Annotated in this window: 18 protein-coding genes and 1 pseudogene; 12 read left to right on the top strand and 7 right to left on the bottom strand. The window is 67.6% G+C overall.

Translation table 11 applies throughout. The features are described 5' to 3' along the window. The gene (locus ACFSXZ_RS05595) at window positions 1-1,053 is read right to left on the bottom strand and encodes a M20/M25/M40 family metallo-hydrolase (protein WP_378261922.1); all 1,053 of its coding nucleotides are present in this window, start codon (window positions 1,051-1,053) and stop codon (window positions 1-3) included. A 300-nt stretch (window positions 1,054-1,353) separates the two neighbouring features. Between ACFSXZ_RS05595 and ACFSXZ_RS05590 the strand changes: the two genes are divergently transcribed. The 4 genes from ACFSXZ_RS05590 (at window position 1,354) to ACFSXZ_RS05575 (ending at window position 5,378) form a co-directional block, all read left to right on the top strand. Continuing rightward, the gene (locus ACFSXZ_RS05590; protein WP_378261920.1) at window positions 1,354-2,709 is read left to right on the top strand and encodes a dicarboxylate/amino acid:cation symporter; all 1,356 of its coding nucleotides are present in this window, start codon (window positions 1,354-1,356) and stop codon (window positions 2,707-2,709) included. A gap of 108 nt (window positions 2,710-2,817) precedes the next feature. Further along, window positions 2,818-3,528, top strand: coding sequence for a FadR/GntR family transcriptional regulator (locus ACFSXZ_RS05585; RefSeq protein ID WP_378261918.1), 711 nt, complete (start codon window positions 2,818-2,820; stop codon window positions 3,526-3,528). Continuing rightward, on the top strand, window positions 3,525-4,697 hold the full coding sequence (locus ACFSXZ_RS05580) for an aminotransferase class V-fold PLP-dependent enzyme (protein ID WP_378261916.1): 1,173 nt from the start codon (window positions 3,525-3,527) through the stop codon (window positions 4,695-4,697). Before ACFSXZ_RS05585 ends, ACFSXZ_RS05580 begins: the two co-directional genes overlap by 4 nt. Window positions 4,698-4,772: 75 nt before the next feature. After that, window positions 4,773-5,378, top strand: a complete 606-nt coding sequence (locus ACFSXZ_RS05575) for a class I SAM-dependent methyltransferase (protein WP_378261914.1) — start codon at window positions 4,773-4,775, stop codon at window positions 5,376-5,378. Between the two features lie 68 nt (window positions 5,379-5,446). Here the strand turns inward: ACFSXZ_RS05575 and ACFSXZ_RS05570 are convergent, their stop codons facing one another. From ACFSXZ_RS05570 to ACFSXZ_RS05560, 3 genes are all read right to left on the bottom strand, one after another. Further along, a complete protein-coding gene (locus ACFSXZ_RS05570; RefSeq protein ID WP_378261911.1) occupies window positions 5,447-6,079 on the bottom strand; it encodes a GAP family protein in 633 nt (210 codons plus the stop codon). 54 nt (window positions 6,080-6,133) lie between these two features. After that, window positions 6,134-7,405 carry a cation:proton antiporter gene (locus ACFSXZ_RS05565; protein WP_378261909.1) on the bottom strand — a complete coding sequence of 424 codons (1,272 nt, stop codon included), beginning with the start codon at window positions 7,403-7,405 and terminating at the stop codon, window positions 6,134-6,136. An 83-nt stretch (window positions 7,406-7,488) separates the two neighbouring features. Next, window positions 7,489-8,019: a DUF1269 domain-containing protein gene (locus tag ACFSXZ_RS05560; protein ID WP_378261907.1), complete on the bottom strand. Its 531-nt coding sequence runs from the start codon at window positions 8,017-8,019 to the stop codon at window positions 7,489-7,491. A gap of 193 nt (window positions 8,020-8,212) precedes the next feature. Between ACFSXZ_RS05560 and ACFSXZ_RS05555 the strand changes: the two genes are divergently transcribed. From ACFSXZ_RS05555 to ACFSXZ_RS05525, 7 genes are all read left to right on the top strand, one after another. Beyond that, a complete protein-coding gene (locus tag ACFSXZ_RS05555) occupies window positions 8,213-9,697 on the top strand; it encodes an ArnT family glycosyltransferase (protein ID WP_378261905.1) in 1,485 nt (494 codons plus the stop codon). Window positions 9,698-9,714: 17 nt separating this feature from the next. Next, window positions 9,715-10,158: a GNAT family N-acetyltransferase gene (locus ACFSXZ_RS05550; RefSeq protein ID WP_378261903.1), complete on the top strand. Its 444-nt coding sequence runs from the start codon at window positions 9,715-9,717 to the stop codon at window positions 10,156-10,158. Between the two features lie 174 nt (window positions 10,159-10,332). Next, entirely contained in the window at window positions 10,333-11,952 is a 1,620-nt protein-coding gene (locus ACFSXZ_RS05545; protein WP_378261901.1) for a peptide ABC transporter substrate-binding protein, read from the top strand. 99 nt (window positions 11,953-12,051) lie between these two features. After that, window positions 12,052-12,978 carry an ABC transporter permease gene (locus ACFSXZ_RS05540; protein WP_378261899.1) on the top strand — a complete coding sequence of 309 codons (927 nt, stop codon included), beginning with the start codon at window positions 12,052-12,054 and terminating at the stop codon, window positions 12,976-12,978. Then, window positions 12,971-13,942 carry an ABC transporter permease gene (locus ACFSXZ_RS05535; RefSeq protein ID WP_378261893.1) on the top strand — a complete coding sequence of 324 codons (972 nt, stop codon included), beginning with the start codon at window positions 12,971-12,973 and terminating at the stop codon, window positions 13,940-13,942. Before ACFSXZ_RS05540 ends, ACFSXZ_RS05535 begins: the two co-directional genes overlap by 8 nt. 5 nt (window positions 13,943-13,947) lie before the next feature. After that, on the top strand, window positions 13,948-14,949 hold the full coding sequence (locus tag ACFSXZ_RS05530) for an ABC transporter ATP-binding protein (protein WP_378261891.1): 1,002 nt from the start codon (window positions 13,948-13,950) through the stop codon (window positions 14,947-14,949). Further along, window positions 14,942-15,940, top strand: coding sequence for an ABC transporter ATP-binding protein (locus tag ACFSXZ_RS05525; RefSeq protein WP_378261889.1), 999 nt, complete (start codon window positions 14,942-14,944; stop codon window positions 15,938-15,940). The genes ACFSXZ_RS05530 and ACFSXZ_RS05525 overlap by 8 nt, the downstream gene beginning before the upstream one ends. Window positions 15,941-15,948: 8 nt before the next feature. On the opposite strand, the pseudogene ACFSXZ_RS05520 reads toward ACFSXZ_RS05525, so the two are convergent. The 3 genes and pseudogenes from ACFSXZ_RS05520 to ACFSXZ_RS05510 all read right to left on the bottom strand — a co-directional run. After that, a pseudogene (locus ACFSXZ_RS05520) lies at window positions 15,949-16,152 on the bottom strand (MmyB family transcriptional regulator); the annotation flags it as partial. 23 nt (window positions 16,153-16,175) lie between these two features. After that, window positions 16,176-16,931: an SDR family NAD(P)-dependent oxidoreductase gene (locus ACFSXZ_RS05515; protein WP_378261887.1), complete on the bottom strand. Its 756-nt coding sequence runs from the start codon at window positions 16,929-16,931 to the stop codon at window positions 16,176-16,178. Between the two features lie 32 nt (window positions 16,932-16,963). Next, window positions 16,964-17,332 carry a VOC family protein gene (locus ACFSXZ_RS05510; protein WP_378261885.1) on the bottom strand — a complete coding sequence of 123 codons (369 nt, stop codon included), beginning with the start codon at window positions 17,330-17,332 and terminating at the stop codon, window positions 16,964-16,966. 63 nt (window positions 17,333-17,395) lie between these two features. On the opposite strand from ACFSXZ_RS05510, the gene ACFSXZ_RS05505 reads away from it, so the two are divergent. Further along, window positions 17,396-17,860 (top strand): MarR family winged helix-turn-helix transcriptional regulator, encoded by a 465-nt coding sequence (locus ACFSXZ_RS05505; RefSeq protein ID WP_378261883.1) that lies wholly within the window; start codon window positions 17,396-17,398, stop codon window positions 17,858-17,860.

The raw sequence follows: 17,860 nt of genomic DNA, 5'->3' as shown, positions 1-17,860 counted from the left end.
TCAGCCGGGAAGATCTTGTCCGGACGTGGCGAAATACGCGGTGGTACCGGCGACCGCGTGGAGGTAGCGATTCAGGACGTCCCGGTTGACGTTGCCCAGTTGGTCGCAGGCTTTGTGGTAGCAGGGGTCGAAGGGCTGTCCGGCCTGGCCGCCCCAGGCGTGGGCCTGCCCGGGGTTCTTGTCCTTGCGGTCGCCGTTCTCGGCACCGCCGGAGGGAATGTTCGCGTCGATGAAGGGTGCTTCGTCGTCCCCCGTGAATTCGGCGTTCTCCGCGTCCATACCGGTTTTCGCGAGTTGGTCGGCGAGGACGCCGGCCACCGTGGCCGATCCGGGCGGGCCCGCTTCGGACTTGTCGTTCCCCCTGCCGCCCTGCGCGAAGTAGCCGGCGTTGGGCGAAGCCACCATGTCCAGGTTCAGGTAGAGCATGAGTTTCGCGCGGTCCTGGGCGGAAAGGCTTTGCACGTAAGCGCCGGAACCCTGTGAGCCGGTTTCTTCCGAGCCGAAGAACGCGAACCTGACCGCGTCGCGCACGGGGGCCGATGCGCTGAGGTGGGTGGCGATCTCCAGGAGCGTCGCGACGCCGGAACCGTTGTCGACGATGCCCGGTCCTTGAGGGACCGAATCCAGGTGGGCACCGAGCAGCACCACGCGCCCCGAGTCGCCGGTGCGGGTCTGTGCGATGACGTTGCGTGGTGGTGGTTGCCCGTGGCTGTCGTCGGGAGACAACGCATAGGTCGGAGTGGTGACGTCGTAACCGGCGCCGTGCAGGACGCTGACGACGTAATCCACGCTGGCGTCGTATCCAGGTCCCGGGCTGGCCCGGTTGCCGCCGTTGCGATCGGCGATCTCCTGCAATGCCTGCAGGTGGGTGAACGCTCCGGAGTCGCTGACGGCGCTCTTGAGCTGTTGCGCCAGTTGCCCATCCGTGATGCGGGGGACCGGCTCCGGTGGCTTCCCGGTCTCGGATCCACATGCGGAAAACAGCAGACAAACGACCGCCGCGAGGGCGAACCGCCGGTGACCGCGGACTCGGCCCGGCGAGGGACCCACCATGATCACCCCCTTGGTCGGCGAGGCGGGCGGTGAAGGGCGACTGGTCGTCGTGATTCCCATCGTCGCGCACGACGAGCGGTTCCGAAAACCGTGCGGTCACACGGCAGCCATCGGCGCGGTTGCCGGGGAAGAAATTCCTGGCTGTGTGGACATTGACCGCGTCCGGGGTGACGAAGCAGACTGGTCCAACCGGTCAGACCTTGGTCTGACCAACTTCGGACCAAGGGAACCACCATGTCGACGAAGTCACAAGAACCCGGTTCAGAGGAGCCCGGCCGGCGCCGGGGCTGGTGGACCAGAGTGCCCCTTTCGCTACAGGCCGGAGTGGCCGTCGCGGCCGGTGTGGGCGTGGGGTTGGCGAACAGGCAGCTCGGCCTGAATTTGCAGGTTCTCGGTACGGTCTTCGTGAATCTGATCGAGGTCGTGATCGTTCCGCTGATGCTGCCGCTGATCATTCTGGCGATCGCGACCATGGAATCGACGCGGGCGCTCGGGCGGCTGGCCGGAAAGGCGATCCTCTACTTCGAGGTCGCGACGACGGTGATCCTGTTGCTCGGGCTGGCGATCGCGAACCTGACCGAGGTCGGTCAGAGCGCGTCGTTGCCGTCGGCGAACACCGCGAAGCTGAGCACCCTGCAACACGGGGTCGACTTCAAGAGCCTGATTCTGACGGTGTTCCCGTCGAACATCGTGCAGGCGATGTCCTCGGGGAACCTGCTGGCCCTGCTGGTGTTCGGTGGATTCGTCGGGGTCGGCCTGGCGGCGCTGGGTGAGAAGGCGGCCCCGGTGAAGAACTTCCTGGACTCGCTGGCGCAGACGATGTTCAAGGTGATGGGCTACATCATCAAGCTCACCCCTCTCGGCGTGTTCGGTTTGATGGCCTACGCCAGTGCCAACTACGGGGTGTCGACACTGGTTTCCCTGCTCGGATTCCTCGGGGTGCTGTATTTCGGCTTCGCGGTGGTGATCTTCGGGCTTTTCCCGCTCGCCGGTCTGGCGTTCGGTATCCGGTACTGGCACCTGTTCCGGCACATCTTCCCCGTGTCGCTGATCGCTTTTCTGAGCCGTAGCACCGAGGTCGCGCTCCCGCCGTTGTTGGAGAAACTGGACAGCTACGGCGTTTCGCGCAAGACCTACTCGTTCACGGTCCCGTTGGGTTACTCGTTCAACACCTCCGGGGCGTGTATGTACCAGGCGGTCGCGGTGCTGTTCATCGCCCACGCCTACCACGTGCCGATGTCCTTCGGGCATCAGGTCAGTGTGGTGCTGGTGTTGATGCTGCTGACCAAGGGCATCGCGGCGGTGCCGTCGGCGTCGATCGTGACGTTGCTGGCCACGGCCACCGCGGTCGGGCTGCCGCCGGAAGGCGTGGCCATTCTGCTGGCGATCGATTTCTTCGCGGACATGCCGCGCACCTCGGTCAACGTGATCGGCGACGCGTTGGCTTCGGTGATCCTGGACCGCTCGGAGGGCACCTTCAGCGGCCCGGCGCGCCGGGCCGGCCGGCGGCGGAACCGGCGCGTCCCGGTCGTGGCCGCCGATCAGGCGCCGACGGGTCGCCGTCCGGACGCCGGACGCGATCTCGCGTCATCCGGTGCCGCGCGCGGCGAGGGGCTCGCGGCAGGTGGCGCCGAGCCGGACCCCGGTGTGGCGTGAACCGGGCGCCTTGACGGTGTGTTTCCGGTGAGACATGCTGGTCTGACCACGGTTCGACCAGTGGAACGCCCATGCCGGAAAGCTGGGTGCGGTGAGGGGAGACGAGTGGTGGAGAATGCGCGCGGCGAGCGGATCCGCAAGCCCCAGATCGTGGTCGACGCGGTGTTGTCACGGGTGCGCTCGGGAGAGTGGGCTCCCGGGACCAAGCTCCCGTCGGAACGTGATCTGTCGGCGGAATACAAGGTGAGCCGGGCCGCGGTGCGGGAGGCGTTGCAGGTCCTGCAGTTGTCCGGGCACATCGAGACCCGGCTCGGGGACGGCAGTTTCGTCGCCGAGCCGCCTGCGGGAACCTCGACGGAGGACGACCCGGGCCTGCTCGCGGGCCTGTCGATCAGCGAGACACTGGAGGTACGCCAGGCCGTCGAACTGTCCAGCGCGTTCATGGCGATCCGGCGCGCGAGCAGATCGGACCTGCTCAAGCTGCAGGCCGTGGTCGCCGAGATGGAGGAGCACCTCGAGCAGAGCGACTACAAGTCGTACCTGCTCAGCACGCTGGATCTGCACATCCTCGTGGCCAAGGCCTCGCGCAACGCTTACCTGATCCGCGTCGTCACCGAGTTGACCGACCGCCACCGCGACGACCAATGGCTGCTGCACGATCGGTACACCCCGGAGGTGGCGGCCTTCTCCTTCGATGTCCATCGTGATCTGGTCGAGGCGATCGTGAACCATGACCCGGCCGGCGTCTTCGACGCCATCACCCGGCACTACGAGGACTATCCCGTGCTGCACGGGCAAAATTCCCGCGAGACGAAGTGAAGGGGACCAAGCACTTGGTACTGCTGGACAACGCCGGCATCCGCCCCCATTTCCCGGCCGTGGACGCGATGCTCTACCTCGACGCGGCACACCAGACACCCCTGTCCGGTCCGGTGCGTGCCAGGCTGGACGCGTTCTACGACGAAGCCCAGTTCACCGCGGGACCCAAATCGAGGTGGCTGAAACGGATCGAAGAAGTCCGGGCGCAACTGGCCGCGCTGCTCGGGGTGGCACCTGCCGCGGTGGCTTTCACCAAGAACACGTCCGAAGGCCTGAACATCGCCGCCCGTGGGCTGTCCTGGAAACCAGGCGACAACGTGGTGCTCCTGGAGTCCGAGCACCCCAACAATGCCTATGCCTGGTTGTCCCAGCGCCCCGGCGGACTCGAAGTCCGGCAGATACCCGAGGACAAGAAGTGGGCGGATGCCGCGACCTTCGCCCCCTACGTCGACGACCGCACGCGCGCGATAGCGATCTCGCACGTGATGTTCCACAGTGGGCAACGCAACGACATCGCCGGCATCGTCGAACTCGCTCGGGCGGCCGGTGCGCTGGTGGTGCTCGACGCGATGCAGTCGGTCGGCGTGTTTCCCGTCCACGCGGGGGAGTTGGGGGTGGCCGCGCTCGCCGCGGGCAGCCACAAGGGACTCCTTGTGCCCCAAGGCCTCGGGTTCCTGTGCACCACCGCACCCGCCGATGTCCTGGCCCCGACCTACGTCGCCACCGCCGGGGTGGCGAACGCCCGCGCGGACCTCGTCGCCGGTCCCGAGGCCGTCGAACTGTGGCCCAACGCGTACCGGTTCGAGATCGGCAATTTCAACCTTCCCGCGATTCACGCCCTCGGCGGTGCTCTCGACCTCATCTCGTCGACCGGGTTGCCCGCGATCGCCGAGCACGTGCTCAGCCTCGGCGACCGGCTCATCGAGCACCTGGACAGTCTCGGCATCGAACTGGTGGGCCCCCGCGAGCGCGAGCACCGCAGTCACATCTACGTACTGGACCTCCACGACGACGGCTGGCCCGCGTTCCTCGCCGACGCGGGCGTGCGGCTGTCCCCGGTCCGCGGTGGGCTGCGGGCTTCCTTCGGCCTCTACAACACCGGCGCCGACGTCGATCGCCTCGCCGAGGTCCTCGCTCACGGCCGGCGCGCCCTGCGCACCGCGCCCTGACATCTGGCTCCGGCCAGGCCTGGCTTCCGCGCCCTTGCGGGGTGAGGGTCGCCTCCCGTTTGGGAGGATGAGGGCATGGTCGAGCAGAGCATCTGGATGCAGAAGGTCGCCGCGGACCCCGGACATTCCCATTGGTACGTCGAGCGGTTCCGTGCCATGGCTCGCTCCGGCGACGACCTCGCCGGAGAGGGCCGCCTCGTGGACGCCATGGTCCCGCGCCACGCCCGCATCCTCGACGCGGGCTGCGGACCCGGCCGGGTCGGTGGCGCGCTGGCCGAGGCCGGTCACGATGTCGTCGGTGTCGACGTCGATCCGTTCCTCATCGAGGCCGCCGAGCAGGACCATCCCGGGCCACTGTGGATGGTGGGCGATCTGGCCGAACTCGACCTGCCCGCGCGGGGTATCACCGCGCCGTTCGACGTCGTCGTCTGCGCGGGCAACGTGATGACCTTCCTCGCCCCGAGCACCCGTGGTGAGGTACTGAAGCGGTTGCGCGCGCACCTCGCGCCGGACGGCCGGGTCGTGATCGGCTTCGGCGCGGGCCGGGGGTATGAGTTCGCCGAGTTCATCGAGCACGCGACAGCTGCCGCGCTCGAACCCGACCTGCTGCTGTCCACGTGGGATCTTCGTCCCTACACAGAGGATTCGGACTTCCTTGTCGCCTTGCTTCGGGCCGCGTGAGGAGCAAGGGGACGTGCCCAGAAGGACGTATCGGTCCGAAGTGGACAGTGTATGGCCGACGGTCATCGTCAGCTGAGGTGGACGATTCCCGAGATGACGAAGTAGGTGCCGAAGCAGGCCGCCACGACGATGACGATGGTGCGGCCATGTCTCGACAGCCAGGCGTTCACGACGGTGACGGCGCGGATCGTGGCGTCAGGCCAGATGGCGTGGGCGATGATCGGAATCTCGATCATCAGCATGTAGATCGCGGCGACGAGGATGACGCTGAGCACGACGACCGGCACGCCGGCGTGTGCTTTGGCGATGGAATGCAGCGAGGCCAGGTAAAGCGGTGACGGCGAGTACATCGCTATGCCTATGGCCAGCAGTCCGACAAGGCCGAGTTCGCGGCGGCGCTTGGCCGCTTTCGGCCCGCGCGGTGGCCGGAGGTAGACCACGACGGCGAAGGCCAGCGCCAGGATGCCCAGAGCGAGGTCGATCCAGGGTGGCACGGTCCGGTGTTTCGGGCTCTCGATTCCGCTGTCCTCCAACAGGAAGACGACGAGGAAACCGACGCTCAGGGTGATCAGCACGGCGCCGGCCAGGAAGATCAGCGCCCGCCTCCTCGGGCGCGGATTGGCCAGGAGGAACGCGATGAACAGCAGGGCAGGCGGGTAGATCGCCGCACCGAACGCGGCGGGCACGGCTTCGGACAACATCGCCGCCACCTCCTCTTGTCCTCGTGCCGAGCCGTGCGGCGCCTGAAGATCCGGTCACTCCGGTGCCGGGTGACGCCGTAGGCGGGACATGGCCGTCGACTTCGCCTCGGCCGCACTCGGCTGTTTCGCTACGTGCCCGGCGTACCAGTGGCTGTAGGCCGCCACCAGTGGCGCGGAGGACAAGCCGTGCAGGAAGACGCTCAGGAGGATGGTCATCATCACCGTGGCGAGCAGCGTTTGCCGGTCGGGGACGCCTTCGTCGAGCGCGATCAGGGCGAACACGATGGAGGCCAGGCCCCGAGGACCGAACCATCCCATGAAGGCAACGGTCTCCAGCCGCGTCCCGGTCCCCAGCAGGGCGATCGCCACGGGGACCATGCGGACGAGCGTCAGGCTGAGCACCGCGAACACGACGGTCTGCCACGTGACGTGCGGCAGCAGCACGCCGACGGCGAGCGCCCCGAAGCCGACCCAGGTAGCGCCCGCGAGTACGCCGCCGACATCCTCGCTCAGGGTGGTTACCCGCAGATCGTGACGCCGGGAGAAATAGCCGAACGTCATCCCGCCGGTGAAGGCCGCGATGAAGCCACTGCCGCCCAGCCGCAGGGCGACCAGGTAGGAAAGCAGTGCCGCCGACAGGGGCAGGATCTGCCGCCATTGGCCTTCGATCCACCCGCGATCGTCTGCCGCACGGAGCAACAGGCCCGCGAGCGCGCCGGTTCCGACACCGGCGACCAGGCCCCACCCGATCTGCTCCGCCATGTTGCGGATGACGGCGGCCGTGACGCCGGTCGACAGCCTCGCCAGCGACAGGTCGACAGCCACCAGGAAGAACGGCACGCAGAGGCCGTCGTTGAGCCCGCTTTCGACGTCCAGCGCCTGGCGCACGCGCGCCGGCACGGCCTGGTCCGACACGACACGCTGCCCGAGCGCCGCGTCGGTCGGACAGACCATCGTCGAGAGGACGAACGCGCCGGTCAGCGCGATGCCGGGAAGAACGAGGAGGCCGGTGCCGAAGGCGGCGAACAGCGTCAGCGGCAGGCCGATCAGCAGAAGTCGTCTGGGCCAGGCGAGATGCCGGCGGAGACCCGCGAGGTCGATGCGTGTCGCATCGGCGAACAAGAGAAAGACCAGGGCGAGTTCGCAGAACCGCTGCGCGGCGATGCTCTCGAGGTGGATGTTCACGAGATTGAGGGCCGACGTCCCGACGGCGACGCCGGCCGCCGTGAACACCATGGCCGACGTGATGCCTCGTGCGCCGAGCGGCCGGGAGACCACGCCGTACAGGATGAGGATCACGGCGATGGTGATGAGAGCGACGATCACACGGCCCTCCCTTTGCCGATCCGGCGCGCCGCCGCTCGCTGGTGACCCGTTCGATCTGCCGCCGCCGGGCCGAGCCCGGCGGGTCAGCCGGCTCCGCCGGCGGCTTCCCGGATCGCCTTGTCGATGTCCTTCGGTTTGACGTCGAGTTCCTTGGCGACCCGCTTCGCGGCCTTCAGCGCGGCCTTGTCCACCGCCTCGGCGACCTTGCTCTCCCCGACGATGACCAGGGCGGCCTCGCCGTTGTCGATGAACTCCCCGAGCTCCTTGCACTCGGCGCGGGACATGCCGCGCCACAAATGGCCACTCACCGCGCCGAGGGCCGCACCGGCCGCGGTGGCGGCGATGAAGCCGGGCGGGAACAGGACACTGATGAGCGCGCCGACGGCGCCGCCGCCCCAGGCGCCGTGCCGGGTCGCGGTCTCGTCCTTGTTCTCGTGGATCTTGCCTTTGTCGTCCTTGGTGACCACGGCCGCGTCGTAGGAGCCGACCGCGCCGACGGTGTGCAGGTCCTTCACGACGTCGTAGTCGGCCTCTGCCGTCGCTTTGTCGGGATAGGTGCCGACGTAGACGAATACCGCGTCGGGGTTGACCATCTCGTGTCTCCCATCGTCCACGGCCCAGGAGCATGCTGTTCCGGGCCGGTTCCCAGGCTGTGCGCTGACGTCTCCGCCAGACGCCACCTCAAAGAGGTGAAATGCGCCCGGGCCACGGCTCGGCGGTGACCAGGAAGACAGCGTCGTCACCAAAGAGTTCACCGCTCCCCATGACAGGACCGCTATAGTGGCTGCGCCGCTGGGGAGGCCGCAGATGAGCGAAGCCCGTTCGGCCACTTCGTTACCTCGGTTCGCTTTCCGAGGCGTGGGAATCGTTGTCGCCGTGCAGGTCGCGGTGGCCACGGCCTTCTCATCGCGCTACGGATTCCACCGGGACGAGTTGTACTACGTGGCCGCGGGCAAACGCCCGGACTGGGGATATACCGACCAGCCGCCGATCACGCCGTTGCTGGCCCGGCTGGCCACCGCGACGCTGGGCGACAGCCCGGCCGGATTACGGGTGGTCTCGACGCTGGCCGGTGCCGCGACCGTCGTGCTGGTCGCGTTGGTGGCCAGGGAAGTGGGCGCCGGCCGGACGGCTCAAGGGGTTTCGGCGGCCGCGGCCGCGCTGTCGACATATGTGGTCGTCGTGACGCACATGCTGTCCACCACGAGTGTGGACATGCTGATCTGGGTGGCGCTCGGACTCACGGTGATGCGGTTGTTGCGGACGGGCGACGGCCGGTGGTGGGTGGCGGTCGGCACGATCATCGGCGTCGGCCTGGCCAACAAGTGGCTGATCCTCGTGCTCGTGTCAGGGCTCGCGATCGGCGTGCTCGCGTGCGGACCGCGGAGCGTGTTGCGCGGCCGGTGGCCGGCGGCCGGGGCCGCGGCCGCGTTGGTGCCGGCGGCGCCGATCATGGTGTGGCAGGCGGTGCACGGCTTCCCGATGCTCACCGTGGCATCCGAAATCAGCCAGGGTGACGGTCCGGAAAACCGGATCCTGTTCCTGCCCTTGCAGTTTGTGTATCTGTCACCGGTCCTGGTACCGGTGTGGATCGCGGGCATTGTGTGGTTCTGGCGATCACGCTGGGGACGGGCCTTCGCGGTTTCCTATCCGGTCATCTGTGTGGAACTGCTGGTACTGGGCGGAAAACCGTACTACTCGCTGCCCATGCTGCTGCTCTTGATACCCGCGGGAACGGAACCGGCCCTGCGGTGGCTGTCCCGGGGAAGGCCCGCCGTCCGGCGGGGCCTGACGGGGGTGGCGGTCGGCGTCGGGGTGGTGCTCTCGTTGGTCGTCGGCCTGCCGATCCTGCCACCGAACGCGTTGAACGGTCCCGTTCTGGCGATCAACAAGGAACTCGGGGAGCAGTACGGCTGGCCGGAGTTCGCGGCGACCGTGGCTCGCGCGTGGCGGGAGGTCCCCGAGGGCGAACGCGCCACCGCGGTGATCTTCACGGCCGACTACGGTCAGGCGTCCGCGATCGAACGGTACGGCCCGGAATACGGCCTGCCGGCGCCCTACTCCGGACATATGTCCTATTCGGACTGGGGACCACCGCCGGATGGCATGACCGGCCCGGTCGTGCTCGTCGGTCGGAACCCGGGACGGTTCACCGGATGCCGGGTGGTCGCGGTGAACGACAACGGGATCGGCCTCAAGAACGAAGAACAGGGCACTGGAGTGTCGGTGTGTTCGCCACCGGACGGGCCTTGGTCGCGGATCTGGCCCACACTGAGGCACTTCTACCACTGACCGGTAGGTTGCCGGGAATGACGGTCACGATCCGCCCGGCGCACGAGGGGGACCTGCCCGCGTTACTCGGGCTGTACGCGGAATTGCATCCGAGCGACCCCGCGCCGGACCCGCACACCGCGCTCGAGACCTGGCGGGCGATCGAAACCCAGGCAGGGCGGACGGTCCTGGTCGCCGAATCGCGGGGTCTCGTCGTCGGGACGGTCGACTGCACGACCCTGCCGAATCTGACCCGGGGCACGCGGCCGTTCATGCTCGTGGAGAACGTCGTGGTCCTGGCAGCGCATCGGCGTTCGGGCGTCGGCAGGGCCTTGCTGGAAGCGGCACACACGTTGGCCCGGCAGACGCGCTGTTACAAGATGCAACTGTTGTCTCGGTCCAGCCGCAAAGCGGCACACGCCTTCTACGAGTCGCTGGGATTCCGGACCATCGCCCAGGGCTATCGTCTGTACCTCGATTGAGCCCCACCTGCGTGAGCTGGTGACGCTACCCTCGGTGATCGACGCCCCCGTTGTATTGCTCTTTCCGGGTGAAGGATGAGTTTGTCACTCATTTGCAACCCCGCGATCTGGTTACAAAGCCCCATCTCCCGATACCGTGCGTCTCACTTTTCGGAACACGAGACGGAGTGGAACATGTGGGGTTCGCGCAGGCTCTGGGGAGCCGCCGCGGTGGTGACAACGTTGTCATTGGTGCTCGCCGCGTGCGGTGGTTCCGGTGGCAGCGGGTCGTCCGGCCAGGTAGATCCGAACGGTACCTTCACCGTCTACGGCACCGAACCACAGAACACGCTGATCCCCACGAACACCAACGAACTCGGCGGCACGAAGGCCGTCGACCCGATGTTCGCCGAGCTGGTCGCCTATCGCGGTGACAACGCCCAGCCCTACGACCTGATGGCCGAGTCGATCGCCACGACCGACTCGAAGGTCTACGACATCAAGATCAAGCAGGGCTGGAAGTTCCACGACGGCACCGAAGTCAAGGCCAAGAACTTCGTGGACGCCTGGAATTACGGCGCCTACGCGCCCAACGGCCAGATCAACAGCACGTTCTTCGAGAACATCCAGGGCTACGACGACGTCCACCCGGCCGACGAGAACGCCAAGCCGGCCACGGACAAGATGTCCGGCCTGGTGGTGAAGGGCGACTACGAGTTCCAGGTGACGCTCAAGGCGCCGTTCTCGGTGTTCGCCACCATGATCGGCTACACGGCCTTCGCGCCGCTGCCCGACGTGTTCTTCGCCGACCCGAAGGCCTTCGCCGCGCACCCGATCGGCAACGGCCCGATGAAGTTCGTCAGCCGCACGCCCAACGTGGACATCAAGCTGACCCGCTTCGACGACTACAAGGGCCAGGACAAGGTCAAGTTCAAGGACCTGGACGTCAAGATCTACGCGAGCCAGGAGACCGCGTACCAGGACCTGCTGAGCGGCCGGCTCGACTTCATCGAGACGCTTCCGCCTTCGGCGCTCGCCGGCAGCAAGTACAAGGCCGATCTGAAGAACAACCTGGTCCTCGGCCACCTGCTCGGCATCAGCGCGATCGCGGTCCCGTACTACGTCCCGGCTTACAACAACCTGGAACTGCGCAAGGCCATCTCGATGGCGATCGACCGCGCGCAGATCACCAAGACCGTCATGAACGACACCTACGTACCCGCCGACGGTTACATCTCGCAGGGCATCGAGGGCTACCGCCCCGGCGTCTGCCAGTTCTGCAAGTTCGACCCGGCGGCGGCCAAGGACGCGTTCGCCAAGTCCGGCTTCCAGGGCAAGCTCACCATCGCCTCCAACGCCGACGGTGGCCGCAAGGAGCCGCTGGTGGCCGCGTGCAACAGCATCAAGAACGTGCTCGGCGTGGAGTGCGACTTCGTGCCCGCCACCGACTTCGGTCAGTGGCGCAGCATCGTGACCGGCCACAAGCTCACCGGCATGGGCCGTTCCGACTGGTCCGCGGACTACCCGTCGATCGAGGACTTCCTCAACCCGATCTACCGCACGGGTGCCTCGTCCAACGACTCGGCCTACTCCAACCCCGCCGTCGACCAACTCTTGAAGCAGGCCGACTCCACGCCGGACAAGGACGCGGCGATCAAGATCTACCAGCAGGCCGAGGACCTCATCGCCAAGGACCTGCCCTCGATCCCGGTGTGGGACGAGAAGGGGGTGGGCGCGAAGTCCAGTCACGTCAAGACCGTGACGCTCGACTTCCGCCGCCGCGCCGACTACTCGTCGGTCGAGGTCACCAAGTGACGCGCTGATCGACGTCCCGCCAGCGAGGGCGGGCCGCGGAGAAGTCCCGGCCGGACTTCTCCGCGGTTCGCCCGGCGCGCACTCCAAGGAACTCCACGCATGATTCGCTACGTCCTGCGACGCCTGCTCCAGCTGATCCCGGTGTTCTTCGGAACCACCTTCCTGATCTACGCGCTGGTGTGGGCGGTCCCCGGGGATCCCTTCTCCGGAAAATGCGGTCAAACGGCCTGTCCCCAGGCCTACATCGACCTCATGACCGAGAAGTTCCACCTCCACGACAACCTGATCGTCCAGTACTTCAAGTATCTCGGGAGCCTCTTCACCGGCGACTGGGGCGAGACCTTCAACGGCAACTCCGTCGGGGAGCTGATCGGCACCTCGTACCCGATCACGCTGCGCCTTGCCCTCGTCGCGGTGCTCATCGAGGCCGTGATCGGCCTGTCCGCGGGTGTGCTCACCGGCCTGCGCGGCAAGGGATTCCTCGACAACCTGGTGCTGGTCTCGACCACGTTCCTGATCTCGCTCCCGGTGTTCGTCACCGCGATCCTGCTGCAGATCGTGTTGGGCACGGAGCTCGGCATCATCGACGCGAGCGTGTCGAGCGACCCCTCCTTCGGCGAACTCATCGTCCCCGGCATCGCGCTCGGCAGCCTTTCCATGGCCTACGTCGCGAGACTGACGAGAACGTCGATCGCGGAGAACCGCCACGCCGACTACATCCGCACGGCCATCGCGAAGGGGCAGCCGAACAGCCGCGTGGTGGGCATCCACCTGCTGCGCAACTCGGTGATCCCGGTGCTCACCTTCCTGGGCACCGACCTGGGCACGCTGATGGGCGGCGCGATCGTGACCGAGGGCGTGTTCAACATCAACGGCCTCGGCGGGCTCATCTTCCGCGGCATCCAGAACCGGGAGAGCGCCACCGTGACCGGCGTCGTGGTGCTGCTCGTGCTGGTGTATCTGCTGATGAGCCTGATCGTGGACCTGCTCTACGCCGTTCTCGACCCGAGGATCCGTTATGAGTGAACCCAATCTCGCAGGAGGCGGGGGCGGCGGAGTCCCTGACGCGGCGGCGCTGTCGCGCGTCAGTGACATGTCCGACTCCGCGACCGAGACGCAGAAACCCCGCAGCCTGTGGGGCGACGCCTGGCGTCAGCTGCGCCGTAAGCCCGTCTTCGTGCTCTCCGCGTTGATCATCTTGTTCGTGGTGCTCATCGCCATCGCGCCCGGCCTGTTCTCCCACCGCCCGGCCGGCTTCAGCGACCTGACGAAGGCCAACGAGGGTCCGTCGGCCGACGCCTGGTTCGGCTACGACAACCAGGGCTACGACGTGTACGCCCGGACCATGTACGGCGCTCGGGCCTCGCTGCTGGTCGGCGTGTTCGCGACGGTCCTGACGGTGCTCTTCGGGTCGCTGGTCGGCATCCTCGCGGGTTATTACGGCCGGCTGGTCGACAGCCTGCTCTCGCGGCTGGGCGACATCTTCGCCGGCCTGCCGTTCGTGCTCGGCGCCATCGTGATCCTCACGACGTTCAACGCGCCGGGTTCCAATCCGGGCACGGTCACGATCATCGTGCAGGTGGTCTGCTCCATCGCGGTGCTGACCTGGCCGGTGGCCATGCGCATCATGCGCTCGGCCACCCTCGTCGCGAAGCAACTCGACTACGTGAAGGCCGCTCGCGCGCTCGGCGCCGGCACCCCGCGCATCATTTTCCGGCACCTGCTGCCCAACACGGTCGCCCCGGTCCTGGTGTATGCCACCATCGCGCTGGGCGCGGCGATCGGCGCGGAAGCGACGCTGGCGTACCTCGGCATCGGTGTGCGGCCGCCGGTGGTCTCGTGGGGAGTGATGATCAGCGATTCGCGCGACTACTTCCGGGCCGACCCGCACATGCTCCTGTTCCCCGGTGCGTTCGTCACCGTCACCGTGCTCGCGTTCGTGATGCTCGGCGACGGGATCCGCGACGCGCTCGACCCGAAGTCGAGGTAGCGGCGATGACCCACACAACCAGCGAACTGCTCCTCGAGGTCGACGACCTCCACGTGGAGTTCCGCACTTCCGACGGCGTGGCCAACGTGCTCAACGGCGTCAGTTACTCCGTGCACGCCGGAGAAACGCTGGCAGTGCTCGGCGAGTCGGGCTCCGGCAAGAGCGTGACCGCGCAGACGGTGATGGGCATCCTCGACACGCCGCCCGGCGTGATCACCGGCGGCTCGATCCGGTTCCGGGGCGAGGATCTGCTCACCGCGACCGGTGAGCGGCGGCGCGAGCTGCGCGGCGCGGAGATCGCGATGATCTTCCAGGACGCGCTCTCGGCCCTGAACCCGGTGTTCACCGTCGGCTTCCAGATCGAAGAGCAGCTCCGCGTCCGGAAAGGACTGTCCAAAAAGGATGCTCGCAGGCGCGCGGTGGAACTGCTCGACCTGGTCCGCATCCCGGCCGCCGCGCGGCGCGTCAAGGATTACCCGCACCAGTTCTCGGGCGGCATGCGCCAGCGCGCGATGATCGCGATGTCGCTGGCGCTCGACCCCGACCTGCTGATCGCCGACGAGCCCACGACCGCGCTCGACGTGACCGTGCAGGCCCAGATCCTCGACCTGCTCGGAGAGCTCCAGCGGGAACGGAGCATGGGCCTGGTCCTGATCACGCACGACCTCGGGCTGGTCGCGGAGGTCGCCGACCGCATCGCGGTGATGTACGCGGGCCGGATCGTCGAGCAGGCCGGCGTGCACGAGCTGTTCTCCTCACCGGGCCACCCGTACACGGCGGCGCTGATGGACTCGTTGCCGAGGCTCGACCTCAAGGGGCAGACGCTCGAGACGATCAAGGGCTTGCCGCCGAGCCTGCTCGACATCCCGCCCGGGTGTCCCTTCCACCCGCGGTGCAAGCGGGCGGAACAACGCTGTTCGGAGGAACGGCCGTCGTTGCACGGCCTCGGTTCCGGCCGGGTCAGTGCGTGTCACTTCGCCGAAGAGGTGGTCGGAAACCGTGGTTGAGCCGATCTTGAGGGTGCGGAACCTGGTCAAGCATTTCCCGGTGCGCCAAGGGATCCTGTTCAAGCGCACCGTCGGGCAGGTCAAGGCCGTGGACGGGGTCTCGTTCGACCTGATGCCGGGCGAGACGCTGGGCGTGGTCGGCGAATCGGGCTGTGGCAAGTCGACGCTCGCGCAGGTGCTGATGCGGCTCGAAGAGCCGACCGCCGGCGGGGCGACGTTCGAGGGCCGCGACATTTTCCAGCTGCGCGGCAGCGAGTTGCGGCGGCTGCGGCGGGAAATCCAGATCGTGCTGCAGGACCCCTACACGTCGCTGAACCCGCGCATGACCGTCGGCGACATCGTCGGCGAGCCGTTCGAGATCCACACCGAGGTGGCGCCGAAGGGTTCGCGCGCGCGGAAGGTGCGTGAGCTGCTGGAGGTGGTGGGGCTCAATCCCGAGCACCTCAACCGCTATCCCCACCAGTTCTCCGGCGGACAGCGCCAGCGGATCGGGATCGCGCGGGCGCTCGCGCTGCGGCCGAAGGTGATCATCTGCGACGAGCCGGTGTCCGCATTGGACGTCTCGATCCAGGCGCAGGTGATGAACCTCCTCGGTGAGCTGCAAGGGGAGTTCGGACTGTCCTATGTGTTCATCGCGCACGACCTGTCCGTGGTACGGCACCTGTCCACCCGCGTGGCGGTGATGTACCTGGGCAAGATCGTGGAGATCGGCACCGAGGACGAGATCTACGAGCGGCCCTCGCACCCGTACACGCAGGCCCTGCTTTCGGCGGTTCCGGTGGCCGACCCCCAGGTGCGCGGCCAGCGGCAGGTGATCCGGCTGGAAGGCGACGTGCCGAGCCCGCTCGATCCGCCGTCGGGCTGCCGGTTCCGCACGCGGTGCTGGAAGGCGCGGGATGTCTGCGCCACCGAGGTGCCGGAGCTGGAACCGCGCACCGACGGACATCTCTCGGCGTGTCACTTCGCGGAGGCCCGGTCCGTGGTGCCCTGATCGCCTGGTCAGCCCAACTGTTGCAGCCCGATCACCGAAAGCAACCGCAATGCCTCGTGTGCGGGTGTGCCGGCCTCGGCGGTGAACAGCACGACGTGCTGGTCGCGCTCCGGCACGGACAGGATGTCGCAGATCAGGTCGAGGGGACCCAGCTCGGGATGATCGACCGTCTTCATGAGGTGGCGTTCGTCGGAGACCTCGGGATCGGACCAGAGGGCGGCGAACTAGCCGGTTCTCAGGTCGCGTTGCGGCCGCCGTCCACATCGAGGACGGCGCCCTGCACGAAACTCGCCCCGCCGCCGGCGAGGTAGGTGACGGCGGCGGCGATCTCCTCGGGCGCCGCCGGCCGTCCGGCCGGAGCCGCGGCGGCCATGCGGTCCAGCCCTGGTCCGAACCGTTCGGTCCCTCCGGTGCGGGTGGGGCCTGGGCTGACCGCGTTGACCCGTACGCCGCTGGGTCCGAACTCGGCCGCCCACGCCTTGGTCAGCAGTTCCAATGCGGCCTTGCTGGAGCCGTAAAGGGCGAATCCGGACATCCCGAAACGCGCGGACATGCTCAGCACGTTGACGATGGCTCCGTGGCCGCGTGCGGCCATCGCGGGAGCCAGTTCGGCTACCAGGAAGAACGGCGCCCGGACGTTCACGGCGTAGAGAGAGTCGAAGTCGTCCTCGAGGGTTTCGGCCGACTGCCCGCGGGCGGGATAGACGGCGGCGTTGTTGACGAGGATGTCGACGTGTCCGCCGCCGAGGTCGACGGCTTCCCTGGCCAGTGCGCGCACGGCACCGGCGTCACCAAGGTCGCCGGCCAGGAAGTCGGCCTTGCCGCCCGCGGCGCGGATCGCGGAAACGACGGCGTCGGCTCGGCCGGCGTTCCGGCCGCCGGCGAGCACGTGGGCACCGCGTCCGGCGAGCGAGACGGCTACCGCCCGGCCGATACCGCTGGTGGCGCCGGTCACCAGCGCGGTGGAACCGGACAAGTCGGTGGAGGTCATCCGAAGTGGCCTTTCGGTGGAGGACGGCGGGGTCAGGCGCGTCCGTGGATGGTGATGGCGTAGCCGTCCGGGTCGGTGAACGTGAACGTTCGCCCGAAGGGCCCGTCGAAGGGTGCGACGGTGATCGAGACGCCGTCGGCGGCCAGCTTGTCGTGCAGTGCCTGGGGGTCGTCCGCGCCCAGCCACAGGACGACTCCGCTTCCGGGATGGGGTGTGACGGCGTCGAGGTCGACGCCGGGCAACGGCTCGCGGACGGCGAAGGCGGGTGTCGTGGCGAAGACGACGGCGTGCGGGGGAGCGCCCGGCGCCCGCTTCAGCCCGAGCCGGGATTCGTAGAAGTTCGCGGCCCGCTCGAGGTCGCGGACCTGGAGGCCGATGAAGTCGGGTCCACCGACGGTCATGTCCATCTCCTTCGCTTGATGTGTCAAAACATTGACACGCATAGTTTGTGTCAAGATATTGACATGAGTCAAGAGCGAATTCTCCAGCCGGTCGACGAGTCGCTCGGGTACGTGCTGAAGAAGGCGGCCACCGCGCTGAGGTCGGCGATGGACAATGCGTTGCGGCCGCTTGACCTGACGGTGCCGCAGTACGCGTGCCTCGAAGTGCTGCGGCAAAAGCCGGGACTGTCCGGATCCGAACTGGCCCGGGCCGTCTTCGTCAGCCGTCAGGCGATGAACGTGGTGCTGAAGGGGCTCGAAGACCGGGGGTTGCTGAGCCGTCCGCCCGCGCCGACTCACGGCAAAGCCCTGCCGACCGAGCTGACCCCCGCCGGGCGGAAACGGTTGCTGGCGGCGAACGAGGCACTCGCCGTGGTGGAAGACAGGATGCACTCGGCGGTGGCGCCCAAAGCTCGTCAGCGTCTGTGCGCGGACCTTTCTTCGATCGCCGCCGCGCTGAGTGGCACGCCCGATCCGGGCGCACCTTGA

Origin of the sequence: Amycolatopsis pigmentata, from assembly GCF_042684065.1 — a bacterium.
In the GTDB taxonomy this organism is placed as follows: domain Bacteria; phylum Actinomycetota; class Actinomycetes; order Mycobacteriales; family Pseudonocardiaceae; genus Amycolatopsis_E; species Amycolatopsis_E pigmentata.
The sequence above is the reverse complement of the archived record's forward strand: the minus strand, read 5'-3'. Positions and strand labels throughout refer to the sequence as shown.

Excerpts from the sequence above, each read along its gene's own strand:
- ACFSXZ_RS05530 (WP_378261891.1), top strand. The coding sequence starts at position 13,948 with ATGACCCACACAACCAGCGAACTGCTCCTCGAGGTCGACGACCTCCAC.
- ACFSXZ_RS05510 (WP_378261885.1), bottom strand. The coding sequence starts at position 17,332 with ATGACCGTCGGTGGACCCGACTTCATCGGCCTCCAGGTCCGCGACCTC.
- ACFSXZ_RS05540 (WP_378261899.1), top strand. The coding sequence starts at position 12,052 with ATGATTCGCTACGTCCTGCGACGCCTGCTCCAGCTGATCCCGGTGTTC.
- ACFSXZ_RS05535 (WP_378261893.1), top strand. The coding sequence starts at position 12,971 with ATGAGTGAACCCAATCTCGCAGGAGGCGGGGGCGGCGGAGTCCCTGAC.
- ACFSXZ_RS05555 (WP_378261905.1), top strand. The coding sequence starts at position 8,213 with ATGAGCGAAGCCCGTTCGGCCACTTCGTTACCTCGGTTCGCTTTCCGA.
- ACFSXZ_RS05570 (WP_378261911.1), bottom strand. The coding sequence starts at position 6,079 with ATGTTGTCCGAAGCCGTGCCCGCCGCGTTCGGTGCGGCGATCTACCCG.
- ACFSXZ_RS05515 (WP_378261887.1), bottom strand. The coding sequence starts at position 16,931 with ATGACCTCCACCGACTTGTCCGGTTCCACCGCGCTGGTGACCGGCGCC.
- ACFSXZ_RS05595 (WP_378261922.1), bottom strand. The coding sequence starts at position 1,053 with ATGGTGGGTCCCTCGCCGGGCCGAGTCCGCGGTCACCGGCGGTTCGCC.
- ACFSXZ_RS05550 (WP_378261903.1), top strand. The coding sequence starts at position 9,715 with ATGACGGTCACGATCCGCCCGGCGCACGAGGGGGACCTGCCCGCGTTA.
- ACFSXZ_RS05575 (WP_378261914.1), top strand. The coding sequence starts at position 4,773 with ATGGTCGAGCAGAGCATCTGGATGCAGAAGGTCGCCGCGGACCCCGGA.
- ACFSXZ_RS05505 (WP_378261883.1), top strand. The coding sequence starts at position 17,396 with ATGAGTCAAGAGCGAATTCTCCAGCCGGTCGACGAGTCGCTCGGGTAC.
- ACFSXZ_RS05545 (WP_378261901.1), top strand. The coding sequence starts at position 10,333 with ATGTGGGGTTCGCGCAGGCTCTGGGGAGCCGCCGCGGTGGTGACAACG.